Raw genomic sequence first — 21,753 nt, forward strand, 5'->3', positions numbered from 1 at the left:
ATTAGTCATGCCAATTACACTCCTTTAATAATCAAAAGCAGTGAAAATTTGCTTTTCCACATAGAGACAACACCTTAAACAAAATATCTAAAAAGATATAAATTTATATATTTTTATATTAATTTTTTTAATAACAATCTTATCCGATTGAATAAAAAATATTTTAAAAATTAATTAAATAATGTATATCAAAAGCTTATATAAATTATTTTGTATTCTATAAAAAGTTGGCACACTCGCTGCAAAAGTATAAGCACACAATATCATTGGGATCTTGTGAATATCACCTGCCTGCAAACGCTTGGCAGGCAGGCTTTGAAAGGAAAATGAAAATGTCTGTGGTTGAACAACTTAACCAACAAGCTCAATTTGAACAAGAACAGCAACAACGTGCTTATCAGGTTCTAAAAAATGAAACGAGTATGCCAGTAAAAATGTGGACCAATGGTGTAATGGTCGATGACAACTCAAAACGACAACTGTTACAAACAGCACAAATGCCCTTTATTTATAAATGGATGGCTGTAATGCCAGACGTGCACTTTGGCCTAGGTGCAACCATTGGAAGTGTGATTCCAACCAAAGGTGCGATTATCCCTGCTGCGGTCGGTGTCGATATTGGCTGTGGAATGATGGCGACGCGTACCAGCTTAACCGCGTCGGATTTACCCGATAGCTTATATGCGTTACGTACTGAGCTTGAACGTTTAATTCCACATGGAATGACCAAACGTGGACGAGATAAAGGTTCTTGGGAAACACCACCTGAAATGGTAGATCAAGCTTGGGCAGATTTAGTTGCAGATTTTGAGTTAATCTGTATGAAGCATCCTCGCCTAAAAAATACCAATAACCGTAAACAATTGGGAACTTTAGGGACAGGAAATCACTTTATAGAAATCTGTTTGGATGAACACGATCACGTTTGGATTATGTTGCACTCAGGTTCACGCGGTGTCGGTAATGCCATCGGTAATCATTTTATCGAGCTGGCACGTAAAGATATGCAGAAGCACTTTATTAACTTACCCAACAAAGATTTAGCGTATTTAGTCGAAGGTACTGAGCATTTTGATGATTACTGGTTTGCAGTAGGTTGGGCACAACGCTTTGCCATGAAAAACCGTGAAATCATGATGCAGTCTGCAATTAAGGCCTTAGCAACGATTATTCCGAAACCGTTCCAAGCACGATTGGAAGCCGTGAATTGCCACCATAATTATGTGGAAAAGGAAGAGCATTACGGCGAAGAAGTGATGGTAACCCGTAAAGGTGCTGTACGTGCACGTTTGGGAGAATATGGAATTATCCCAGGTTCAATGGGGGCCAAATCCTTTATTGTTCGCGGGCTTGGAAATCAGGAATCGTTCTGCTCATGTTCGCATGGTGCAGGTCGTGTGATGAGCCGTGCTGAAGCAAAACGTCGATTCACAGTGGAAGATCAAATTGCGCAGACTGAAGGTGTGGAATGCCGTAAAGATGCTGCTGTGATTGATGAAATTCCATCGGCCTATAAACCGATTGAAGATGTCATGAAAGCGCAACAGGATTTGGTTGAAGTGATTTATACATTAAGACAAGTGGTTTGTGTTAAAGGATGATTTCATGAATCAAATTGAAACAGGTATTGTGCAATTTGAGTGGGCAATAAAATTGTATTTATATGAGACAGCATTTATACCAGCTATTACTTTAGCTGGTGCCGCGGAAGGCATTTTTGGTGAGCTTAAAAATGGCTATGTATTTCATAGAGTCAGTGAAAATATTGCTTTTAAAAACAACTTACAAACAAAGCAAGTGTCTCAAGAAATTAATAAGGTCAGAAATTGGTTAAAACATGGGGACTGCAATAAAGCATTTGATGATTTAAATGAGCAAGAATTTCAAGCTGCTGCAATCAGTCGAATTATCATCGCAGCTACAGCTTTAATTTACTTAAAACCTGATTACATGAGTAATTTGTTTATTCAATTTATGCAACATACTCAAACCTATCATTCAGACTTTTTACCTGATGATAGTTTCGATTGGAATACAATAGAGGTAGAGAAATGAAACTCGCAGAAGCACTTTTACTGCGAAGCGATCAACAAAAAAAGCTCGCTTCATTAAAACAACGGATCAACGCCAATGTATTGGTACAAGATGGTGATGAACCGAGTGAAGATCCAAATGAACTGATCAAACAGGTGTTTGCTTTGACCCAAGAAAGCAATCAATTGATTTGTCGCATTCATTTGACCAACGCACAAGCAAAATTAGAGGATGGCAAAATCCTGCTGTCCCTATTAAGCTTACGAGATAGTTATGCTGAGCAACACAAGATTCTCGTTGATGCGATTGCCAATACCCATCGTGAACCTGATCGTTATAGTTCACGCGAGATCAAATGGCAGAAGGTTATCCCTGTCTCTAGCTTGCAAAAACAAGCCGATGATATCAGCGCGAAATTACGTGATTTAAATATCAAAATTCAGGCTGCAAATTGGCAAATTGATTTAGTTGAATAGACAACAGATTTTGTGAATTTAGTTCACAATCACAGTTTGGACATACTGGGCGAGTACAAGATCCTGCGTTACTCCGATCTGAGGGATTGAAAATAATTCAGGCGGCTATGGCAGCATGCGAGCCGTGCATCAATCTTCACTGATTAGGCTCAGCACCATGGACCTCGTAAACCTTTGCCAAAAGCAAAGTCACGCGTTACTTCGCATTACCATGTACTGACAGTATGTTCATTTAATTAGAAAATAAGGAAAATAGACGTGAATAAGGCCTTGGCAAATATGCCAGCAATCATCCAGATTGATGGTTCACAAGGTGAAGGTGGTGGACAAATTTTAAGAACTGCCCTTGCCCTTTCGATGATTACAGGTCAGGCATTTGAATTAATTAACATTCGGGCTGGACGGAAAAAACCAGGTTTAATGCGTCAGCATTTGGTCTGTGTACAGGCATCCCAACAGATTAGCCAAGCGTATGTTGAAGGTGCTGAACTCCATAGCCAGCGCTTGTACTTTGCACCTCAACATGTACAAAGTGGCAAATACCAATTCCATATTGGTTCAGCAGGCAGCACAACTCTGGTTTTACAGACCCTATTGCCTGCTTTGTTATTGCAAAATCAAGCTAGTGAACTCACCATCTCAGGCGGTACTCATAATCCGCTTGCACCGACAGCAGATTTTATCGAGTATTGCTTTTTACCTACACTCACCAAGATGGGAATAGAAACCGAGTTTAAGTTAAATAAAGCAGGTTTCTTCCCGATTGGTGCAGGTGAAATTCAAATCAAGATTCAACCGTGGCAACATCGAAACAAGTTTAGCTTGTTAGAACGTGGCGCTTTACAAAATACTGCAGCTTTTGCAGCTGTATTGAATGTTTCAAAAGAAGCGCAAATCGCAGAGCGGGAATTAACAACTTTAAGTAAAAGACTGAAATTAGATGCACAACAACAGTTCCATTTAAATGGGATTAGCCAAGGCAATACGGCGTATGTCAGAGTTGAGCATCAACACCACACTCAACTATTTACTGCTTTAGGTGAAATGCGAAAAAGTGCAGAACAAATTGCCAATCATTTGGCTGAACAGGCGAAGCAATATATGGAATCTAATGCTGCAGTAGATGAATATTTAGCAGATCAATTGTTATTGCCTATGGCATTGGGTCAAGGTGGTGAATTTACCGCACAATGTATTAGTGAACATACTCGTACTCAAGCCATGATGATTGAAAAATTTATTGATTGTGAAATTGAATTTATCGAGCTGGGTAAAACACTGTTTCAGGTCAAAATAAATATTGATAGCAAAATCTAAACTTCCATTATTTTGTATTTTTCTACCACAATCAGTATTGACTATCGTGGCGGCGGTATGGAGCAGCCCTGTTAGACTGTGGCTGCAAGGACGTACCGTCAGTCTAACATAAGGGTTTTCTTACTTTTGCCCAGTCAAAAGTAAAGTAGCGCCTATCCCCCAAGACTATTGATTATTGAATCTTAAACAGAAATTACTCGATAGATTCTAGCGCTGTCACCAACAACGTCCAACATTTCTCGACAGTATCTACTTTAACTCTTTCACCCGGCGCATGCGCCCCTTGAATATCAGGGCCAAACGATACCATCTGTAAATCAGGATAATGTTCCGCAATAATACCGCACTCCAAGCCTGCATGAATTACTTTCAAGTTTGGCTCAATCTTAAATGCAGACTGATAAGCTTGTTGTAAACATTTCAATGCAGCCGAATCTGGATTTGGTGTCCAGCCCGATACTAACGGCGTTAATTCGGATTGAATCTGGAAATTGGCAAAGTGTTGTTGAATATTTTGTGCAAAGGTTACGGCTTCTTGGTTCACCATCGAACGAACCATAATTAAGGTTTTCGCTTCATCTTTTGCGAGTTTGACCACACCAATATTATTTGAGGTTTCAACCACATCAGCTAAAGCACGACTCCACTGTGCAACGCCATAAGGGCAAGTTGCCAAGGCCTGCAACCAAGCTTGTTGCTGCTGCATTGTAATAACTTCATTTATCTGATTGGCATTTTTTTGTATGGTAATGTGCAGTTGATCATCAATACCTTTTAGTTTTTGTTGCCATTCAGCCTGTGTAGCTGCAACTGCTTTTTCTAGAGCAGTCAATTGATCTATCTCAATTGCAATGGTTGCCACAGCTTCACGCGGGATGGCATTTCGTGCCGATCCACCGACAAACTCAACCAGTCGACCATTGAATTGTGCTAAATAGTCATTCAGGAAATTGGCTAAAATCACATTGGCATTACCACGACCTAGATGGATATCAACCCCAGAGTGACCGCCCTTTAAACCTGATACCAGTAAATCTACATAAATTAAATTTGCTGGTGCTGTTTCATATGCAAGTGGCTGCCCCACTTCCAAATCAATACTTCCTGCACAACCAAGATACAATTCGCCCCATTCTTCGGTATCAATATTAAAGAGCCATTGTCCAGTTAAAACACCCGACTCAAGCAAACGGGCACCACTCATTCCCGCTTCTTCATCAATGGTTAGCAGGACTTCAATCGGCCCATGTGCAATATCATTTGACTCTAATACAGCAAGCGCCAGTGCAACCCCAATGCCATTGTCTGCACCTAAGGTCGTATTTTCAGCAATCAGCCAGCCATCTTTTAATACAGGTTGGATTGGATCTTTAAAAAAGTCATGTTGGGTCCCGCGGTTTGCCTGAGTCACCATGTCCAAGTGTCCCTGCAAAATCACACCTGCAACCTGTTCTTTACCCGCTGTAGCGGCTTTTCGAATGATTAAATTCCCTATGTCATCAACATAGGTTTCCAAGTTGCGCTGTTCCGCCCAATCTTTTAAATGTTGCCTTAATTGTTGTTCATGCTTGGATGGTCGAGGAATCGTACATAAGGTCTCAAAGTGTTGCCAAACCGCTTGGGGTGATAATTTAGAAAAATCGACCTGTATCATGCACCTATATCCTCAAATAAAGCGTTTAAACCAATATACACCATACACTCGAAGGGCGATGATGTTAAATCACTTCATTTTAGATTTTATGCGCAAAATTGACTTAGCTTTTCCACACAAACTGAGAAAAACTATGCTCTGCTTTTAAGCTATTTTCAACAGCTTGAGCCAATTGGCGAATAATACTTTGGGTTTCAATACGCTCAAACCAAGCTTGTTCTTGCTGTGGATTGGCAGAGATTTCACAGAGAATATGCCCTTCCGTATCCTGTTGTGAACATAAGATGGAAAGCGGTAATTGGTGATTGTCGATATGCACTTCAATTTTTTCATGCTCATGACGGATATGCTTCGCATCAAAACCGTATTGTTCTAATTGTTTATATAGCAGCGCAGCCACGTACTCTTGCGTGATATAGCATTCATTCGGTTGATGATCAACCATCCCATGTTTTGGGCAATCTGCTATAAATTGCAACGTTTTCATGCTATTCCCTCTATTCTTATGTTTTTAGCTCTGGATCGCAGCGCTAAACCAACTGGTACGCTAAGAATTATTATATATACAATTGTCTTTAATAGATTAGCTGATTGTCTTAGTTCTATAGCTAAATTGATAAATTTAGACCCGATTAGATATGTACATCGACAAACTCAGTCTTTTTATTATTTAAGCGTTTTCGCCTTATGCTTAGCCAATTGTTTTTATCGATATGCTTATATAAAAAAGCAGCATTTAACTTATTTTCAAAGCTAAACACTGCTTTTTAAAATCAGCTTATGGATTCACAACCTGCACATCCAAACCTGCTGTATTTGCGAGTTCAGTAAATGTCGGGAAACTTGTCGCCACAGTTTCTGTACCATGAATGGTAATGTTACCCGAGGTACGCAAACCAGCCATACTAAAACTCATGGCAATACGATGGTCATGGTGTGATTCAATTTCACCACCAGTAAAGATCGCAGACCAATCACCAGACTTGCCTTTCCCTTCGATGATAATGCCATCTTCGGTTGGGGTGCAATCAATCCCCATGATTTTCAAGCCATCTGCCATCACTTGGATACGGTCAGATTCTTTAACACGAAGCTCAGCAGCACCTGTCAGAACCGTTTGGCCTTCTGCACATGCAGCAGCAATGAATAATGCAGGGAATTCATCGATGGCTAACGGCACTTGATCTTCTGGCATATGAATGCCTTTCAGCGTTCTAGAACCTTTGATATGAATATCTGCAATGGGTTCACCGCCTGCAATACGTTCATTTTCTACGCTTAGATCAGCACCCATCTGCTTAAGAATTTCAATCACACCTGTACGCGTTGGATTAATCCCCACCGCTTCAAGAATGACGTCTGCTCCTTCAGTAATTGCAGCACCCACCATAAAGAATGCAGCAGATGAAATATCAGAAGGTACCTGAATATCAGTCCCCACTAATTTACCACCACCCACGAGTGAAATTTTATTGCCTTCGGTTTTTACCTCATAACCAAAGGCACGTAACATACGCTCGGTATGGTCACGGGTTGGTTCAGGTTCAGTCACTGAAGTTTCACCCGCCGCCCATAAGCCTGCTAGTAAAATGCCTGATTTCACTTGAGCAGACGCCATTGGCAAGTCATATTGAATGCCCTTTAATGCTTGGCTACCTGTGATACTGACAGGTGGTGTACCTTTCTCACCTGTGGTTTGGATTTGTGCACCCATTTCACGTAATGGCTTGGCAATACGCTCCATTGGACGTTTAGACAATGAGGCATCACCCGTCATGACTGAATCAAACTTTTGTGCAGACAACATGCCTGACAGCAAACGCATACTGGTACCTGAGTTCCCCATATACAAAGCACTTGCTGGTGCTTTTAAACCTTGCATGCCCACGCCATGAATAGTGACTTCACCATTCTTAGGCCCCTCGATGCTAACCCCCATGTCACGGAATGCCTGCAAAGTTGCGAGTGCATCTTCACCTTCCAAGAAGCCAGTCACATGGGTTGTGCCTTCAGCAATCGCACCAAACATGATGGAGCGATGTGACACAGATTTGTCACCTGGTACGGTGAATTTACCTGTAAATGTTTTCTTTCCCGGTAAAATGGTAAATTGCTGTGTCACCTTGTTTTTCTCCATCAAAGGTTTTTTGGCCAACATATGGTTAAAGTGCTGACGTGCCGCTTGAGCATGCCCAAGTAGTCCCATCAACGCTTGCGAATCTTCCTGTTCAATCAATTTCTTTAAAACTGACAATTGCTGTTCAAAGCCATCAACAGCATTCAAAATTGCCGTCTTATTGGCAAAGAAAATGTCATGCCACATCTGTGGATCACTGGCTGCAATCCGAGAGAAGTCACGGAAACCGCCAGCAGCATAGCGGAAAATGTCTAAATTATCTTCACGATTTGCCAGTTGCTCAACCAAGTTGAATGCCATCAAATGCGGTAAATGACTGGTATGTGCCAATACCTCATCATGTTTTGCCACATCCATGCAAATAACTTCAGCTTTTGCCGCAGACCAGAGTTGAACCAGCTTTTCAACAGCCCAATCCGCACTACTTGGCAAGGGAGTCAAAATTACTTTATGGTTAACAAATAAATCAACTTTACCTGCATGTACCCCAGTATGCTCAGCCCCCGCAATCGGATGCCCCGGTACAAAACCGACTGGCAAGTTTTCGCCAAAGACTGCTTTCGCCGCTTCAACGACATTGCCTTTGGTACTTCCTACATCAGTAATGATGACATTGTCTGCCAAATAAGGTTTGATTTGCTCAAGCACTTTTTGCGTTGCACGAACAGGTAAGGCTAAAACAATTAAATCTGCATCCTGAACTGCTTCTTCAGGCGTAGCATAACCGTGTTGAATAAGACCGAGTGCTTTGGCATCTTCTAATGTTTTTTTTGAACGTGTTGAAGCCACAATTTGAGATGCAAGCTGTTCTGCCACAATCACACGAGCAAGGCTAGACCCAATCAGTCCAAGTCCGATAAATGCAACTTTTTTAAATAATGGTTGAGACATAAAACATATTTGCCTATGTAAAAATCTCCCCTAACCCCTCTTTTAAAAGAGGGGAAACTCCTCCCTTTATAAAGGGAGGTTGGGAGGGATTTTAAAATTTATTACAATAAATAGACTTACAAAACTGCGATTGGATACGATCCAAGTACACGTAGTTCTTTGACCATTGGACGAATTTCTTCCAATGCCGCCGCAACATTTTCCTGACCAATATGCCCTTCCAAATCGATAAAGAACACATACGCCCATTTTTCAGGTAATGCTGGACGCGTTTCAATGCTGGTCAAGCTGATTTGATGCTTGGCAAATGGTGCAAGAATTTCCAGTAAAGCACCAGCACGATCATGCGCAGAGATCAATAACGAAGTCTTGTCATTACCACTTTGAGGGATCTTCTCACGACCAATGACAAGGAAACGTGTGGTATTTTCAGGGTTATCTTCAATATTGCTATGTAAAATCTCGAGGTTATACATGTTTGCTGCAATATCAGATGCAATTGCTGCTGAATGCCATTCGTTACGAATACGGCGCGCCGCTTCCGCATTTGAGTTCAGCGCAACACGCTCTACACCCGGATAGTGGGCATCCAACCATTTGCGGCATTGTGCCAAGGTTTGCTGATGCGCATAAATCTGTTTAATGCTGTCTTTACGGGTATTCTCGGATACAAGGAATTGATGATGAATACGTAGTTCAACTTCCCCAATCACATTGACAGTCGATGATTTAAAGCAATCCAGCGTATGGTTAACAATACCTTCAGATGAGTTCTCCACTGGAACAACGCCATAATGTGCGCTACCCGCTTCGACTTCACGGAAGACTTCATCAATGGTTGGTAATGGACGCACAACCGCATCTTTACCAAAATGCTTTAACACAGCAGAATGCGTATATGTTCCTTCCGGCCCTAAGAACGCAATACTTTGTGGTGCTTCAAGTGCCAGACAAGCAGACATGATTTCACGGAATAAACGTGCCATGGTCGCATCAGACAAAGGCCCCTGATTACGCTCCATCACTTTACGCAGCACTTGAGCTTCACGTTCAGGGCGATAAAACAGTGGATTTTCTTCGGATGCAAATTTCGCTTTAGCTACCGCTTCTGCCAGTGTCGCACGGCGGTTGAGTAACTCTTGGATTTGTTGATCAACACTATCAATATCGTTACGAATTTGTTCTAAATTAAGTGAATTCGATGTGTTTTGTCCATCGTTTACCATTGAATGCAGCCTCAGCAAAATCATCTATAAGAATGGATTAAAATCTATGTATGAATCGATTATCCGAGCTAGAGTATAACAATACTTTTATGCATTAAACACGCTGAGTTTTAACTCTTTTTCCCATTAAACTTTATTGATAATGATTTTCATTATATATTTCCTGTCAAATTTTTGACGAGTGTAAATAAAGTAATGTTTAGACGTCTTGGTATTTTGACTTTTTCTTTCATGATCGCTAGCCAATCAGTGGTTGCGCAGCCTGCTACGGCAAGTTCCAGTTCATCTCAAGAAGTACAAACAAATACCCAGACCAAACAAAGTTTTATCCTGAAATCAAAATATACTTTTCAAGACTACCTGATCCAGATTGCCGTTCCCGATCGTGCAGCACCTGTAAATGGCTTTCCTGTCTTGTATGTGCTGGATGGCAATGCAGCCTTTGAAAGCGCGGCCAATATTGCGAGATCAGTTGGTGTAGGTGCAAATCGTTTGGGGCTTAGCCCTGTGGTAATTGTTGCAGTTGGCTATCCCGACCAGAGCACCTTTGATGTGCAAAAACGCGCTTTAGACTATACCCCTAAAACGTCTGCCGAGTTCCAAGCGCAGGCCAAATATCAGTATGGTGGTGCAGACCAGTTCATCCAGTTCTTAGATAAAGAGCTTAAACCTGCAATCAGTTCACGAATTAAGGTCAATGCCCAGCAACAAAGCTTATTCGGACACTCCTTTGGCGGATTGTTTGCATTACATACCTTCTTTTCGAAGCCACAGACATTTCAGCGATATATTGCCGCAAGCCCTTCACTTTGGTTTGACAACTACGCCTTAGCCAATAGACAGGCTGAATGGCTAAAAAATAAAACCAATACAACTCAAAATGTAATGCTTATGACCACCGTCGGTACACAAGAATTAGGGAAAGGACCCGCGGCAGATCCCAATGCTTTAAAAAAGCAAAATGATTTTTATCAAAATTTTAAAGACCAATACTCGAAACAATTTTCTTTTTGGCATTTTCAGCATCCCGCTGAACAGCACCTGACCAATCTGTACGCCAGTCTCCCCAAAGCCATTCTACTTGCAGGATGTCAAACCGAACATTGTGCTGCTTTATTTAATGAGCCAAAGCCTTAATCTCTTCCTGTATAAAACAAAATAGCCTGCTATAGAGCAGGCTATTTTTTTGAGGGGCTGAATTAAGCTTTACCGATAATGCCACGTGCCACGATTTCTTTCATGATTTCGTTAGTACCACCATAAATACGCTGGATACGTGCATCAACGAAGAAACGTGAAATTGGATATTCAGTCATATAGCCATAACCACCGAAGAGTTGAAGCAAGTTATCCGCGACTTTCATTTGCATATCAGTACTAAAGCTCTTCAATGCAGCGGCTGTTTCAACATCTAACTTGCCTTCATTGTATAAAGCTACATTTTGGTTATAGAAAGCAGCTGTTGCCAACTCATCAATCTTCGCTTGAGCCAAGACAAAACGTGTATTTTGGAATTGTGAAATTGCCTGACCAAAGGCTTGGCGTTCTTTTACATACGCTGTTGCTAAATCAATTGCGCCACGGATTGCACCCAATGCCGTTGAAGCAATCGCGGTACGTTCACGTGGAAGCTCCTGCATCAGGTAAGCAAAACCTTGCCCTGCTTGGCCCAACAATTGATCTTTCGGTACTTTGACATTATCAAAGAACAACTCTGACGTATCTTGTGAGTGCAAACCAATTTTGTCGAGGTTGGTTCCCTTTTTAAAGCCTTCTAAATGTGTATCCACCAACATGAGTGACACACCTTTGGCACGTGCTTGTGGATCAGTCTTCACAGCTAGAACCACAAGATCCGCATGTTGACCATTTGAAATAAAGGTCTTCGAACCATTTAACACATAATGATCATCTTGCAAGATAGCACTGGTACGCATCGCCTGTAAGTCAGAACCTGCACCTGGCTCAGTCATACCAATCGCACCCACGACTTCGCCCGACACCATTTTTGGCAACCAATACTGTTTTTGTTCTTCTGTCGCAATGTGCTGAATATACGGCGCAGCAATTTCAGAATGACATGAAATCGCAGTTGATAATGCGCAATAGCCTGCGCGTGCAGACTCTTCAACCAACATCAATGAATAATGCGTTGGTACACCATAACCGCCGTATTCTTCTGGAACATCGACACACAAGAATCCATTTTCACCCAATGCGCTCCATACCGAACGTGGCATAATGCCTTCACGCTCCCATTGGTCATAATGCGGTGCAATCTGCTCGCTCATAAAGCGTTTAAAGTTATCGCGGAAGAGTTCCAAATCTGAATCGTAAGCTAACATCATTATTTCCTTTCGCTTTCATTGTTCTTAAAAGTTTGTTCGCAGTCATGCTAATAACTTTTAGATGGGATGTCATGTCCCGTTTACATCAAATCACTAGACTGATTCGGTCAATAATTTTGTTTGCATCACCGATCTTCAGTTCACAGTTGTTTATTGATTAAACAGCTTGTTGGTTTTTTTATGCTATACAGCGCAGTTTTATGTCATATTGATTTTATTCTTTGTGACAACCTTCACTACGGCCATGAACACCAAACGTAATATTTATAAAACCGCAGAACATCCATTTGCTCAGTATGTGCGTATTTTAGGTAAGGGCAAAACAGGGTCTCGTTCGCTCAGTTACGAAGAAGCTTATCAAGCTTTTACGATGATTTTAAAAGATGAAGTACTGGATGTGCAGTTAGGTGCATTCTTGATGCTGTTGCGTGTTAAAGAAGAGTCCGTGGATGAGCTGGCAGGTTTTGTTCAAGCCACCCGTGACCAACTCAGTTTTCAGCCACTTGATGTTGACCTTGACTGGTCTTCTTATGCAGGCAAGCGTAAGCACTATCCATGGTTCTTATTGGCAGCACTGACTTTAGCACATCATGGTTACAAAATTGTGATGCATGGTGCATCTGGTCATACCATTAACCGTGTCTATACCGAACAAGTACTACAATACTTAGGCTATTCAATTTGCCAAAATGAACAAGAGGTTCGTGAGCAACTGCAACAACACCATTTTGCCTACTTGCCACTTGAGGTCATCTCACCAATTTTAAGTGAATTGATTTCACTACGAAATGTCATGGGATTACGCTCACCAATTCATACACTGGCACGCCTGATCAACCCCTTTAATGCCAAAGCAACCTTACAGGCAATTTTTCACCCTGCTTATCGTAGTTCACACCAGCAAACTGCGTTTCGTTTGGGTTATCAAAACAGTGCAGTGATTAAAGGTGAAGGTGGCGAGTTTGAGCGTAATCCTGATGCCAAAACCTTAATTTGTGGGATTAAAAATGGTGAGTTATACGAACTCGAACTGCCTAAATTGACCCCTGACCGTAGCCCAATTGAAGAAGAGCTTGATTTAGCTGTGTTTAAAGCCGTTTGGCTGGGTGAGCAAACACATGAATATGGAGAAATGGCAGTGATCGAAACCATGGGAATCGCGTTGTATACCATGGGTGTGGTCAATAGTTATGATGAGGCAATGGAGAAAGCTCAAGCCCTTTGGCAGAGCCGTTTCTAATATCAAATAGACCAAGGCTATCAAACGGCCTTGGTCTTATGGTTCAACATAATAAAAATCTGGCCAAAACGGATATTCCTGAGCGGAAGAATGAATATTTCTTAAGCTCAATTGATCACCGATTTTGGTTGTAATCTTATTCGAATCGTAAGGACCAGACAGATACGCATCTCGTTGTTGACCTATCAGCTTATTACAATAGGCATGATGCGCTTTGATCTTTTGGGAGTTCCGCATGGTTTGAGCGTCCATGACCTCAATCCCAATCAACAACATGGGATAACCATCATTTTTTATTGCTGTATATTCAGTTTGAGGTGAAGTGTATTTCTGGCTGGCAATCACCTTCACCTTGAGTAAACATTCAATCGGCTGTTTAGCCAAGGCAGTGCCACTCAGTAAACTAAGCAATAAGAACGTGCAGACAAGTTTTATAAGTTTCATCCCATTCATTATTATCTTTTGATAATGATAAAAAAAGCCCAGTGTTGACTGAGCTCTTTAAGTTTAAACAAAACGAATCGGCTTAAATTCAGGTTCGTTATGATGATGATCATCATCACATTCCTCACCGTCTTTTTTTGTACCGCGGTCGATATAACCACTGCGCTGTTCTTTAGGCAAATGTTCCATTTCCCATGCATACACAGCTTGCATACAAATTTCACGCTGCTCTTTAGTTAATGCAATACCATTAGGCCATTTACCAATTTCAACAGCAGTTTTCAGGCGCTCAACAATTTCAGGATTTAAAATAGCGAGCATTTGTTCAATATTCATGAGTCATCCTGTTGAAAAGATTCAAAATCTTGATTCCACCCCAATTTGGTACGACACGCCATATAAAAGTCATAACCCGGTGGATGTAATAAGCTTAGTTTAAACGGATGTTTGCGGATATGCACCGTATCACCGACATTTAATGCAACACTATGTTGACCATCAGCACTGACCATCGGCAAAACACGGTTTTCACGGATCGTGATCTTAATTTCACTTTGCCCACCAACCACAATCGGACGTGATGATAAGGTATGTGGATGCATCGGAACCAGTGCAATTGCATCCATACTCGGATGCAAAATCGGCCCGCCACCAGAAAGCGCATAAGCAGTTGAACCTGTTGGCGTTGAAACAATCAAACCATCGCTATGCTGACGATAGACATATTGTCCGTCAATATTCAGTTCAAAATCGATCATATGAACCGATCTGCCCGAATGTAGCACTACATCATTCAGTGCAATGGCATCATAAATTGTTTCACCATTGGTTCGAACTTCCATTTCTAATAAGAAACGGCGATCCAGCTGAAACTGACCTTGTAAAACCTGATCGAGTTTAAAAATCGCTTCAGCAGGTTTGATGTCTGTTAAAAAACCCAGTCGACCACGGTTAATCCCGATCACAGGGGTATTATGCCGAACCAACGCACGTGCAGCATGTAGCAACGAACCATCACCACCGACTACAATCACTAAATCTACAACTTCGCCCAGTAAATTTCGACTTACGGTCTGCCCATGGCTATAGGGAACCAGTTTCGCTGTTTCCTGATCAAAAACGGGGTTTAAACCTAAATTGATCAAATGATCATGAATTAAACATAACGTTTCTACTACAGAATATTTATCTGGTCGTCCAATTAGACCAATATTTCGAAAGGATTTATGTGAAATTTGCACGAATAATTCAGCTCCGTCGCGATTACTGACTATCATATCACTAACAACCAATGTTGCGTTGATGATTGATTAAAAAGTATAAAAATGTCTATCCGTTGTTTTTTTATACGATTAATGTCAACGCATCCTTAAAGTTTTTATTGCATGTAGCTATTTATTCACAGTTTTATGATTGCAAAATGACAATAAGCTATCGCATCATTACCAACATTGTTTTGGTTTTAACGCAAATCTATGAAGTTTGAACGTGGTATTGGTTTTCTAGCACTCATTTTTTCAATGTTAGTGATAGGCGTCTTTGTTGCTTTTAGTATCTATCTGATCAGCTTAGATAATATTATTCGTGACAAGTTTGAAGGTCAGCGTTGGGACATCCCTGCCAAGGTGTTTGCTCGCCCATTAGAAATCTATTCTAATGCCCAGATTACTCAAGAGAATTTTACTCAAGAGTTAAAATTATTGGGTTATAAAAACACAGCGAATTACGATAAGTCAGGCAGCTATGTAGTACAAGGCAATAAAATGTTTGTGCATACTCGTGGCTTTGACTATGGTGACAGTACTGAGCCTGAACAGGTACTTGAACTTGCCTTTACTGATGGTCAGGTGAGTGAGATTCGCTCAACCAAACCCTCAAATACAGGCATTGCACGTTTAGAACCTTTATTGATTGGCGGTATTTATCCTCAACATAATGAAGACCGTGTGCTCATTAAGCTGAATAAAGTACCCAAAACCTTAATTGAAGCGTTAATTTCAACCGAAGACCGTAACTTCTATCACCACCACGGTATTTCAATCCGCGGCACAGCCCGTGCCTTGGTGAGTAATGCGACAGGTGGCCGCCGCCAAGGTGGTTCAACCTTAACGCAACAGTTGGTCAAGAATTTCTATCTCTCTCCAGAGAAAACACTGAAACGTAAAGTCAATGAAGCACTAATGTCTCTATTGATTGAATTACATTACAGTAAAGATGAAATTCTGGAAGCTTACTTGAATGAAGTGAACCTTGGTCAAAATGGTAGTTACTCGATCAATGGTTATGGTTTAGCATCACAGTTTTACTTTGGCCTGCCTTTGCGCGAGCTAAACATCTCGCAACAAGCCTTTTTGGTTGGCCTCGTCCAAGGTCCATCCTTATATAACCCTTGGCGCAACCCTGAGTCTGCCAAGAAACGCCGAGATGTTGTGTTAAATAACATGATGGTGATGGGCTACTTAACCGAAGCTGAATATCAGGATGAAATTGCCCGCCCATTAAATGTGGTGAGTAAACCGACTCTGGGCCCTGCAAAGTTCCCTGATTTCCTTGATATCGTGCGTCGTCAACTCCGTACGGAATATCAAGAAAGCGACATTACCAATCAAGGCCTAAGAATTTTTACGACGCTGGATCCAATTGCGCAGACCCAAGTTCAAAATGCCTTTAAGAATACCGTTGATCGTTTAGCCAAAGCCAATCCCGGCCGTTTGAAAAACTTGCAAGGTGCTGTACTGGTTGCACATCCAGAAAACGGCGAATTAGTTGCAGCAGTGGGTTCAACCCAAGACTTTACAGGTTTTAACCGTGCACTCGATGCCAAGCGTCAAGTCGGCTCATTATTAAAACCGATTATTTATTTAAATGCGATTGAGTCTGGTCGTTATACCTGGGCAAGCCCAATCGAAGACAGTGCAGTGAATATTCCAATTGATGGGGATAAGAGCTGGACACCGAAAAACTATAGTGGCGGTGAGCATGGTGTAGTACCGATGCAACAAGCATTGGCCAACTCTTACAACCTCTCTACTGTGCGTTTGGCCAATGAGTTTGGCTTGTCTGCATTTACCAATAAATTAAGACAATTTGGCGTCAGTTCTGATATTCCGGCCTACCCTTCTATTTACCTCGGTGCAGTGAACATGTCACCAATGGAAGTATTAAGCATTTACGGAAATTTTGCGACAGGTGGCTTTAAATACCCTCCACGCTCGATTCGTACAGTCGTCGACGCAAAAGGACATCTACTCGATCGTTATGGCCTAAATGTGCAACAGACCATTGATCCTGCTGCAGCTTATATTATCAACTACGGTTTACAGCAAGTGATGCGCTCTGGTACAGGCCGCTCTGCTTATAATAGTCTGCCAGAATCGCTTAATCTGGCGGGTAAATCAGGAACGACCAATGATACACGTGACTCTTGGTTTGCGGGTTATTCAGGAAACCATGTAGCGGTTGTCTGGTTAGGTCTGGATGACAATAAAGTAACAGGCTTAACAGGTTCGTCAGGTGCATTACCAGTCTGGATCAATGTGATGCGTCAGTTGCGTCAGGAACCTGTCAATTTGCGTCAAACCGACAATGTGCAATGGCAATGGATTGATAGTGCAACAGGCGACTTATCTGCTCAAGGCTGTGATGGTGCCATGTATATTCCATTACTGCGTCAAACCGTACCGCGTCGTGCAACCCTGTGTGGCCAGTCTCATTATGAGGTAGAACCCACCTATATTCCTCAGAATAATGAAACCCCTGTGGAGGATCATCAGGACGGGATCAGTAATTACATTCGTGAAAGTGAAAACCAAATGGATACAGATTTATCCAATCGCCAGCCAAGCCGTGTGATCTCTAGCGGCAGCTATAGCGGTGACAACTAAGTCAAAAGGATGATGGCATATGATGAAGCATACAACGGTGATGATCGGTGTGTTACTACTTGCAGGCTGTACCGCTGCACCTGAAAAAACACCCACCAAAACAGCACCTACGCAGCCACCAAAGAAAGTAACCCAACCTTCTTCTGGTGTAAAAATTACGCCTTATGATCAAAAAGAGATTAAACGCCAAAGTGTTCCTGTCGTTGTACCGCAACAAAAAGTTCAGCAAACGTTTAATGATGGCAGTCAACTGCCTGCATTTAAAACTTTAATGCAAAAAACACAGGTGGCATATAAGCAGCAGCAACTTGCAGAAGCTGAACGTTATGCTTTACAAGCGCAGCGCATTGCACCACAAGCGACTGAGACTTATCTGTATTTGGCATTAATCGCAGATCAGCGCAAGGAATATGCCAATGCCGAGGCACTGGCACGTCGTGGCTTAAGCTATGCGCAAAGCAATGCCATGAAGAAACAGCTCTGGCTGATCATTCTAAAAGCCAGTGAAGCACGAGGTCATAAGATTCAAGCCCAAGAGGCCAACAAAGCCATTCAAGCACTTTAATTTAAAGTTTGAACTGACGAATCCCTGCAAGCCCATAAGCATGATGTTTTTGGGCTTGTTCTAAATCTGCAGGAGCAACCCCTCCTAAGGCAAATACAGGAATATCACAGCCTTGTGCCAATTCAGCAAAACCCTCCCAGCCTAAGCCCTGTGCTTCAGGATGTGTTGTTGTCGCATTTACAGGACTGAGAAACACCGCATCACAGCCAATCTGATGGGCATGCTGCAAGGCCACAGCATCATGACATGCCGCAATCAAACGTTTCCCTATAACCAGTTCAGCTTTGTTCAACTGCATCAGTTGAGACTGTTTGAGGTGAATAGTTTGAATTTTTGCTTGCAGATCACTGCTCAATTGCTGCCAAAGTGCGTAATTCACAATCAAGCGTGAATATTGTTCATCAGTTAAAATCTGCAATTGTGAATCAATCTGAGCTTGATCCTCTAAAGCAGTCCGCCAATAGAGCAAGGTGTTGTATTGTGACATCTGATTGAGCTGATCACTGATTTGAATCAGATGTGGCCAGCTTAAACGTTTTAAAATTGCGGCATTGGCTTTGGGAAAATTTAAATTTACCAACTCATCACGGCGATACCATGCCCAAGGCTGATGGATAAGATTAAGTAACCCATCAGGTACATAGGCATGGAATAAATGTAAATTGACAATGATGTCATCATATTCGTGACAAATCCGATCAAATACATGCCAGTCTTTTAGTCCAATCCCTACTTCTTCAAAAATTTCACGGCGGCAGGCCTGTTCAGGCGTCTCCCCCAATTCAACTTTTCCGCCTGGAAATTCATGTTTATTGCCTTGATGTTGATTGGCTTGTCTCCAGCCCACCAATACTTTGCTTTTATGTAATAGAATTGCGATCGCAACATCAACCGTAGCTTTGGCCATAACAGACTAAAATCTCTCATCTTTTCGGCTTTATTTTAAGGGCTTTAAGGCACTATTCCCATGTCAAAAAACAAAATTAATAGAGGATTTTGTAAATTGTTAAAATTTCCGTTGACAGGCCTATTCGATAATGATTATCATTTAAATCATTAAAAAACACACCACGGAGCATAACAAATGAACGCACCATTTAGCCTTTTCACTCGTAGTACTGATGCAGCTCAATCTTTACCAATGTTGCATTCAAATAACCTTTTTGCCCTAGGCCGAGAAATTCGCATTATGCATGCTGGTGAGGAGTACCGCTTACGTTTAACCCGCAACAATCGCCTGATTTTAACCAAGTAATATAATAATAATCGGACAAAAATAACAAACGTGGGAATAGCAGTATGTCAGCGCATACTGCTTTTTTAATCGCATAGCCCATTTAAATTTGCCTGATTACGTCAACATGATGGTGGCTTTAAAATCCACGTATTCAGCAAATGCATTCATGAGATCTGTCACTTTAATCTTAAAATAAAACACATGCAAAAAATCAGATGATAACCATGTTGAGTTCTGGAATAACCTAGTGGTTTAAACTTGATCGACAGCAACCTCAAGGTGCTTGACCAGTTTATAGTTAATATCCATTTCACTAGTCAACATCATGACCTTTTATTTTTAAAGACATATCCTCTTTCATGGTCAGCTTTTTTTGAGCCGTGATGATTTGAACAGACCTCATACTGCAGTCATCAATTCGCGATATCCATTAAAGCAAATGAAATGAGCTGAATCTGAAAATTAGAGCCAGTCTGCACAAATTATCAGCTCAACGGCACCACACGCAGAACTTCTTCAAGCGTGGTTACGCCCTCAAGTACTTTACGCGCACCAGCTATACGTAAAGGTTCGATGCCTTCTTTTTTGGCCTGTGCCTTTAAATCATTCAATGTACCATGCGCACTAATCAATGACTTGAGTTCTAAGCTGACTGGCATAAACTCATAAATCCCAACACGGCCTTTATAACCCGTATGGCGACATGCTTCACACCCTACTGCGTTATACATGGTCGTCGGCATATCCATCATATAGTCAAAGGTTAAATGTTCCCACTGTTGTTCATTCATCGGCCCTGCTTGCTTACAGCTTGGGCACAGTCTTCGGACTAAACGCTGTGCCAGAACCCCTAAAATAGTAGCTGCGGTGAGGAACGGCTGGATACCGAGATCATGTAAACGCGTCAAACTAGAAGGAGCATCATTGGTATGTAAAGTGGAAAGTACCAGATGGCCAGTTAATGCCGCTTGAATCGCCATATTTGCGGTATCATGGTCGCGAATCTCACCCACCATGATAATATCAGGGTCTTGACGCATTAATGCGCGCACACCATCAGCAAAACCTAATTCAATATTGGGATTAACCTGCATTTGGTTAAAGCTGGGCTCTAACATTTCAATCGGATCTTCGATGGTACAGACATTGACCTGCTCGGTTGCCAATTGTTTTAAAGACGAATATAGCGTGGTGGTTTTACCCGAGCCCGTTGGTCCGGTTACCAAGATAATGCCATGACTATGCTGAGTCAGTTGCTGCCAACTCTGCAATAAATGCCCTTCAAAACCCAACTGCTGGAAACTACGCACTAATACTTCTGGATCAAAGATACGCATCACCAGTTTTTCGCCAAAGGCCGTTGGCAACGTTGAAAGACGTAATTCAGTCTCTTGTCCTTTTGGTGTTCGCGTTTTTAGGCGTCCATCCTGTGGTTTCCGCTTTTCTGCAACATTCATTCGACCCAAGATTTTAATCCGGGAAATCACTGCAGTAAGCGTATTGGCAGGCATGTTATAGATGGTATGCAACACACCATCAATACGGAAACGCACCTTACCTTTATCTTTACGCGGCTCTAAGTGAATATCACTGGCGCCTTGCTCAAAGGCAAATTGCAGCACCCAATCTACCAGTTTGACAATATGTTGGTCATTAGCATCGGGGTTCTGGGTATCGCCTAACTGCAATAAGGCCTCCACACCTTTATTTTCCCGATCATAAATACTAGCATTTTGCGATGAACTCACCGCCCGACTGACTTGATAATATTCAATAAGATAACGTTGAAGCTGTTCTGGATTAAGCAGAACTTTCTCAATTTTCTTAGGTGCCAGGCTACGTTCTAGATTATTGAGCCACTCTGTCATAAAGGGCTGATCCGTTCCAATTAGAATACGGTCAGGCTGCACTTCTACTGCTAAAATATGGTTTCGTACCGCAAATTCTTGTGACATCACACTGGTTAAAGCTGCCACATCTGCTTTTAACGGATCAATTACAAATAAGGGAATATCAGCTTTTTCAGCCAACCACTGACATAAACGATTCAACCCTAAGCTAGAACCGGCATTGAGTTGATCCTTTAAATTGAAATTGGCGACCCACTGTAAGGGATGCCATTTCAACTGATCTTTTTGACGATGTGTGGTTTGGATGAGTAACTTATCCCGTTCAGTAATCCGACCGTCTTTCAGTAGTTGCTCCAAGCACCACGTCACATCAACCGTAAATGAAAAATTTGCAAATTTTGCCTGAGCTTGCATTACCGTCATTTCCCCAAATTTTTAACACATTTATAT

Annotated in this window: 19 protein-coding genes; 9 read left to right on the top strand and 10 right to left on the bottom strand. The window is 41.7% G+C overall.

Features of this window, described 5'->3' with window-relative positions:
* The first annotated feature begins 332 nt into the window (after positions 1 to 332).
* The 4 genes from F895_RS07880 (at position 333) to rtcA (ending at position 3,827) form a co-directional block, all read left to right on the top strand.
* On the top strand, positions 333 to 1,601 hold the full coding sequence (locus F895_RS07880; protein ID WP_005241918.1) for an RtcB family protein: 1,269 nt from the start codon (positions 333 to 335) through the stop codon (positions 1,599 to 1,601).
* A gap of 4 nt (positions 1,602 to 1,605) precedes the next feature.
* Positions 1,606 to 2,055, top strand: coding sequence for a hypothetical protein (locus F895_RS07875; RefSeq protein ID WP_005241919.1), 450 nt, complete (start codon positions 1,606 to 1,608; stop codon positions 2,053 to 2,055).
* On the top strand, positions 2,052 to 2,510 hold the full coding sequence (locus F895_RS07870; protein WP_004639341.1) for a DIP1984 family protein: 459 nt from the start codon (positions 2,052 to 2,054) through the stop codon (positions 2,508 to 2,510). Before F895_RS07875 ends, F895_RS07870 begins: the two co-directional genes overlap by 4 nt.
* Positions 2,511 to 2,768: 258 nt before the next feature.
* The gene (rtcA, locus tag F895_RS07865) at positions 2,769 to 3,827 is read left to right on the top strand and encodes an RNA 3'-terminal phosphate cyclase (protein WP_005241920.1); all 1,059 of its coding nucleotides are present in this window, start codon (positions 2,769 to 2,771) and stop codon (positions 3,825 to 3,827) included.
* A 193-nt stretch (positions 3,828 to 4,020) separates the two neighbouring features.
* On the opposite strand, the gene F895_RS07860 is transcribed toward rtcA, so the two are convergent.
* The 4 genes from F895_RS07860 to pheA all read right to left on the bottom strand — a co-directional run bounded on the left by F895_RS07860 (position 4,021) and on the right by pheA (position 9,735).
* Positions 4,021 to 5,481, bottom strand: a complete 1,461-nt coding sequence (locus F895_RS07860; RefSeq protein ID WP_005241921.1) for an aminoacyl-histidine dipeptidase — start codon at positions 5,479 to 5,481, stop codon at positions 4,021 to 4,023.
* A gap of 103 nt (positions 5,482 to 5,584) precedes the next feature.
* Positions 5,585 to 5,968, bottom strand: coding sequence for a hypothetical protein (locus tag F895_RS07855; protein ID WP_005241922.1), 384 nt, complete (start codon positions 5,966 to 5,968; stop codon positions 5,585 to 5,587).
* A gap of 291 nt (positions 5,969 to 6,259) precedes the next feature.
* Positions 6,260 to 8,509: a bifunctional prephenate dehydrogenase/3-phosphoshikimate 1-carboxyvinyltransferase gene (locus F895_RS07850; RefSeq protein WP_005241923.1), complete on the bottom strand. Its 2,250-nt coding sequence runs from the start codon at positions 8,507 to 8,509 to the stop codon at positions 6,260 to 6,262.
* Between the two features lie 116 nt (positions 8,510 to 8,625).
* Positions 8,626 to 9,735 carry a prephenate dehydratase gene (gene pheA / locus F895_RS07845; protein WP_005241924.1) on the bottom strand — a complete coding sequence of 370 codons (1,110 nt, stop codon included), beginning with the start codon at positions 9,733 to 9,735 and terminating at the stop codon, positions 8,626 to 8,628.
* A gap of 195 nt (positions 9,736 to 9,930) precedes the next feature.
* Between pheA and F895_RS07840 the strand changes: the two genes are divergently transcribed.
* A complete protein-coding gene (locus tag F895_RS07840) occupies positions 9,931 to 10,872 on the top strand; it encodes an alpha/beta hydrolase (protein WP_005241925.1) in 942 nt (313 codons plus the stop codon).
* Between the two features lie 62 nt (positions 10,873 to 10,934).
* On the opposite strand, the gene F895_RS07835 is transcribed toward F895_RS07840, so the two are convergent.
* Complete coding sequence (locus F895_RS07835; RefSeq protein WP_005241926.1) at positions 10,935 to 12,080, bottom strand: acyl-CoA dehydrogenase family protein; 1,146 nt, start codon at positions 12,078 to 12,080, stop codon at positions 10,935 to 10,937.
* A gap of 247 nt (positions 12,081 to 12,327) precedes the next feature.
* Between F895_RS07835 and F895_RS07830 the strand changes: the two genes are divergently transcribed.
* Positions 12,328 to 13,323: a glycosyl transferase family protein gene (locus tag F895_RS07830; protein WP_005241927.1), complete on the top strand. Its 996-nt coding sequence runs from the start codon at positions 12,328 to 12,330 to the stop codon at positions 13,321 to 13,323.
* 36 nt (positions 13,324 to 13,359) lie between these two features.
* Here F895_RS07830 and F895_RS07825 read toward each other — a convergent pair whose 3' ends face one another.
* From F895_RS07825 to F895_RS07815, 3 genes are all read right to left on the bottom strand, one after another.
* Positions 13,360 to 13,767: a hypothetical protein gene (locus F895_RS07825; protein WP_026040151.1), complete on the bottom strand. Its 408-nt coding sequence runs from the start codon at positions 13,765 to 13,767 to the stop codon at positions 13,360 to 13,362.
* Between the two features lie 63 nt (positions 13,768 to 13,830).
* Positions 13,831 to 14,103 (bottom strand): YeaC family protein, encoded by a 273-nt coding sequence (locus tag F895_RS07820; RefSeq protein WP_005241929.1) that lies wholly within the window; start codon positions 14,101 to 14,103, stop codon positions 13,831 to 13,833.
* Positions 14,100 to 15,008 (bottom strand): NAD(+) kinase, encoded by a 909-nt coding sequence (locus F895_RS07815; RefSeq protein WP_010589837.1) that lies wholly within the window; start codon positions 15,006 to 15,008, stop codon positions 14,100 to 14,102. The genes F895_RS07820 and F895_RS07815 overlap by 4 nt, the downstream gene beginning before the upstream one ends.
* Positions 15,009 to 15,242: 234 nt before the next feature.
* On the opposite strand from F895_RS07815, the gene mrcB reads away from it, so the two are divergent.
* Both mrcB and F895_RS07805 read left to right on the top strand, forming a co-directional pair.
* Positions 15,243 to 17,651 carry a penicillin-binding protein 1B gene (gene mrcB / locus F895_RS07810; protein ID WP_005241931.1) on the top strand — a complete coding sequence of 803 codons (2,409 nt, stop codon included), beginning with the start codon at positions 15,243 to 15,245 and terminating at the stop codon, positions 17,649 to 17,651.
* Between the two features lie 19 nt (positions 17,652 to 17,670).
* A complete protein-coding gene (locus tag F895_RS07805; protein WP_005241932.1) occupies positions 17,671 to 18,216 on the top strand; it encodes a hypothetical protein in 546 nt (181 codons plus the stop codon).
* 1 nt (position 18,217) lies between these two features.
* Here F895_RS07805 and F895_RS07800 read toward each other — a convergent pair whose 3' ends face one another.
* Positions 18,218 to 19,123 carry a thiamine phosphate synthase gene (locus tag F895_RS07800; protein WP_005241933.1) on the bottom strand — a complete coding sequence of 302 codons (906 nt, stop codon included), beginning with the start codon at positions 19,121 to 19,123 and terminating at the stop codon, positions 18,218 to 18,220.
* 177 nt (positions 19,124 to 19,300) lie between these two features.
* Here F895_RS07800 and hemP point away from each other — a divergent pair, with 177 nt between their 5' ends.
* On the top strand, positions 19,301 to 19,471 hold the full coding sequence (hemP, locus tag F895_RS07795) for a hemin uptake protein HemP (protein WP_004653932.1): 171 nt from the start codon (positions 19,301 to 19,303) through the stop codon (positions 19,469 to 19,471).
* Positions 19,472 to 19,938: 467 nt separating this feature from the next.
* Here the strand turns inward: hemP and F895_RS07790 are convergent, their stop codons facing one another.
* Positions 19,939 to 21,717 carry a type IV pilus assembly ATPase TfpB gene (locus F895_RS07790; RefSeq protein ID WP_005241934.1) on the bottom strand — a complete coding sequence of 593 codons (1,779 nt, stop codon included), beginning with the start codon at positions 21,715 to 21,717 and terminating at the stop codon, positions 19,939 to 19,941.
* Between the last annotated feature and the right edge of the window lie 36 nt (positions 21,718 to 21,753).

The organism is Acinetobacter sp. CIP 64.2, assembly GCF_000369645.1.
Lineage (GTDB): Bacteria > Pseudomonadota > Gammaproteobacteria > Pseudomonadales > Moraxellaceae > Acinetobacter.

Coding starts and splice junctions, on each gene's coding strand:
- F895_RS07880 (WP_005241918.1), top strand. CDS start 333: ATGTCTGTGGTTGAACAACTTAACCAACAAGCTCAATTTGAACAAGAA.
- F895_RS07875 (WP_005241919.1), top strand. CDS start 1,606: ATGAATCAAATTGAAACAGGTATTGTGCAATTTGAGTGGGCAATAAAA.
- F895_RS07870 (WP_004639341.1), top strand. CDS start 2,052: ATGAAACTCGCAGAAGCACTTTTACTGCGAAGCGATCAACAAAAAAAG.
- F895_RS07860 (WP_005241921.1), bottom strand. CDS start 5,481: ATGATACAGGTCGATTTTTCTAAATTATCACCCCAAGCGGTTTGGCAA.
- F895_RS07855 (WP_005241922.1), bottom strand. CDS start 5,968: ATGAAAACGTTGCAATTTATAGCAGATTGCCCAAAACATGGGATGGTT.
- F895_RS07850 (WP_005241923.1), bottom strand. CDS start 8,509: ATGTCTCAACCATTATTTAAAAAAGTTGCATTTATCGGACTTGGACTG.
- pheA (WP_005241924.1), bottom strand. CDS start 9,735: ATGGTAAACGATGGACAAAACACATCGAATTCACTTAATTTAGAACAA.
- F895_RS07840 (WP_005241925.1), top strand. CDS start 9,931: ATGTTTAGACGTCTTGGTATTTTGACTTTTTCTTTCATGATCGCTAGC.
- F895_RS07835 (WP_005241926.1), bottom strand. CDS start 12,080: ATGTTAGCTTACGATTCAGATTTGGAACTCTTCCGCGATAACTTTAAA.
- F895_RS07830 (WP_005241927.1), top strand. CDS start 12,328: ATGAACACCAAACGTAATATTTATAAAACCGCAGAACATCCATTTGCT.
- F895_RS07825 (WP_026040151.1), bottom strand. CDS start 13,767: ATGAAACTTATAAAACTTGTCTGCACGTTCTTATTGCTTAGTTTACTG.
- F895_RS07820 (WP_005241929.1), bottom strand. CDS start 14,103: ATGAATATTGAACAAATGCTCGCTATTTTAAATCCTGAAATTGTTGAG.
- mrcB (WP_005241931.1), top strand. CDS start 15,243: ATGAAGTTTGAACGTGGTATTGGTTTTCTAGCACTCATTTTTTCAATG.
- F895_RS07805 (WP_005241932.1), top strand. CDS start 17,671: ATGATGAAGCATACAACGGTGATGATCGGTGTGTTACTACTTGCAGGC.
- F895_RS07800 (WP_005241933.1), bottom strand. CDS start 19,123: ATGGCCAAAGCTACGGTTGATGTTGCGATCGCAATTCTATTACATAAA.
- hemP (WP_004653932.1), top strand. CDS start 19,301: ATGAACGCACCATTTAGCCTTTTCACTCGTAGTACTGATGCAGCTCAA.
- F895_RS07790 (WP_005241934.1), bottom strand. CDS start 21,717: ATGCAAGCTCAGGCAAAATTTGCAAATTTTTCATTTACGGTTGATGTG.